Source organism: Blautia caccae (genome assembly GCF_040095955.1).
GTDB classification, from domain to species: Bacteria; Bacillota; Clostridia; order Lachnospirales; family Lachnospiraceae; genus Blautia; species Blautia celeris.
In genome coordinates, this window is the sequence record NZ_JBBMFP010000110.1 from 1 (window position 1) to 560 (window position 560).

1 protein-coding gene is annotated in these 560 nt (G+C 38.9%); it reads right to left on the bottom strand.

The window, feature by feature from the left end:
- Positions 1-480 (bottom strand): SpaA isopeptide-forming pilin-related protein (locus WMO65_RS26465; RefSeq protein ID WP_349064934.1); only part of this gene is annotated, 480 nt, incomplete at its 3' end.
- Between the last annotated feature and the right edge of the window lie 80 nt (positions 481-560).

Genomic DNA, 560 nt, shown 5'->3' on the forward strand with positions numbered 1-560 from the left:
CAATGTAACGTAGCCATTTGTGCTGTGCTTTGTCACATAATCTTCCGTAAACTCCACTGAACGATGATAGGTGTGGGACACGCCATTGATGTCTTCGCCCTGCACGGTGAATAAGAAGGTGGGGTTGCCATGTGCCCATGTAATCTCATCAGCCTTGATTTTTTTATTAATGGTAAGATTTCTCGTATGATAATTTGGGGCTTCATAAGATAACGTCTGCGTTCCATCTTTTGTGACGGTAATTTCTTTACTCCATGGGCACTTATAACCATTAGGCAATTTAGTTTCCAACACTTTGAATTTGCCTTCATTATCCTCTGTTTTTACAACAGGTGTTTTAGTCTGATAAACCTTAAGTCTCGCATCATAGATAAGAGTTTGAAGTTCTTTTATTTTATAAGCCTTATCTGCCTTACTCCATTCATATACCTTAAACTCTGCTCCTGTTAATGAAGCTCCCGTATCCGCGTCTACTTTCATAACTCTTATTATTGCTTCCGGTGTTAAAGATGAATCCTTAAAAATGGTTGCATTCGGCACTCCATCGTATGTAAATCCAT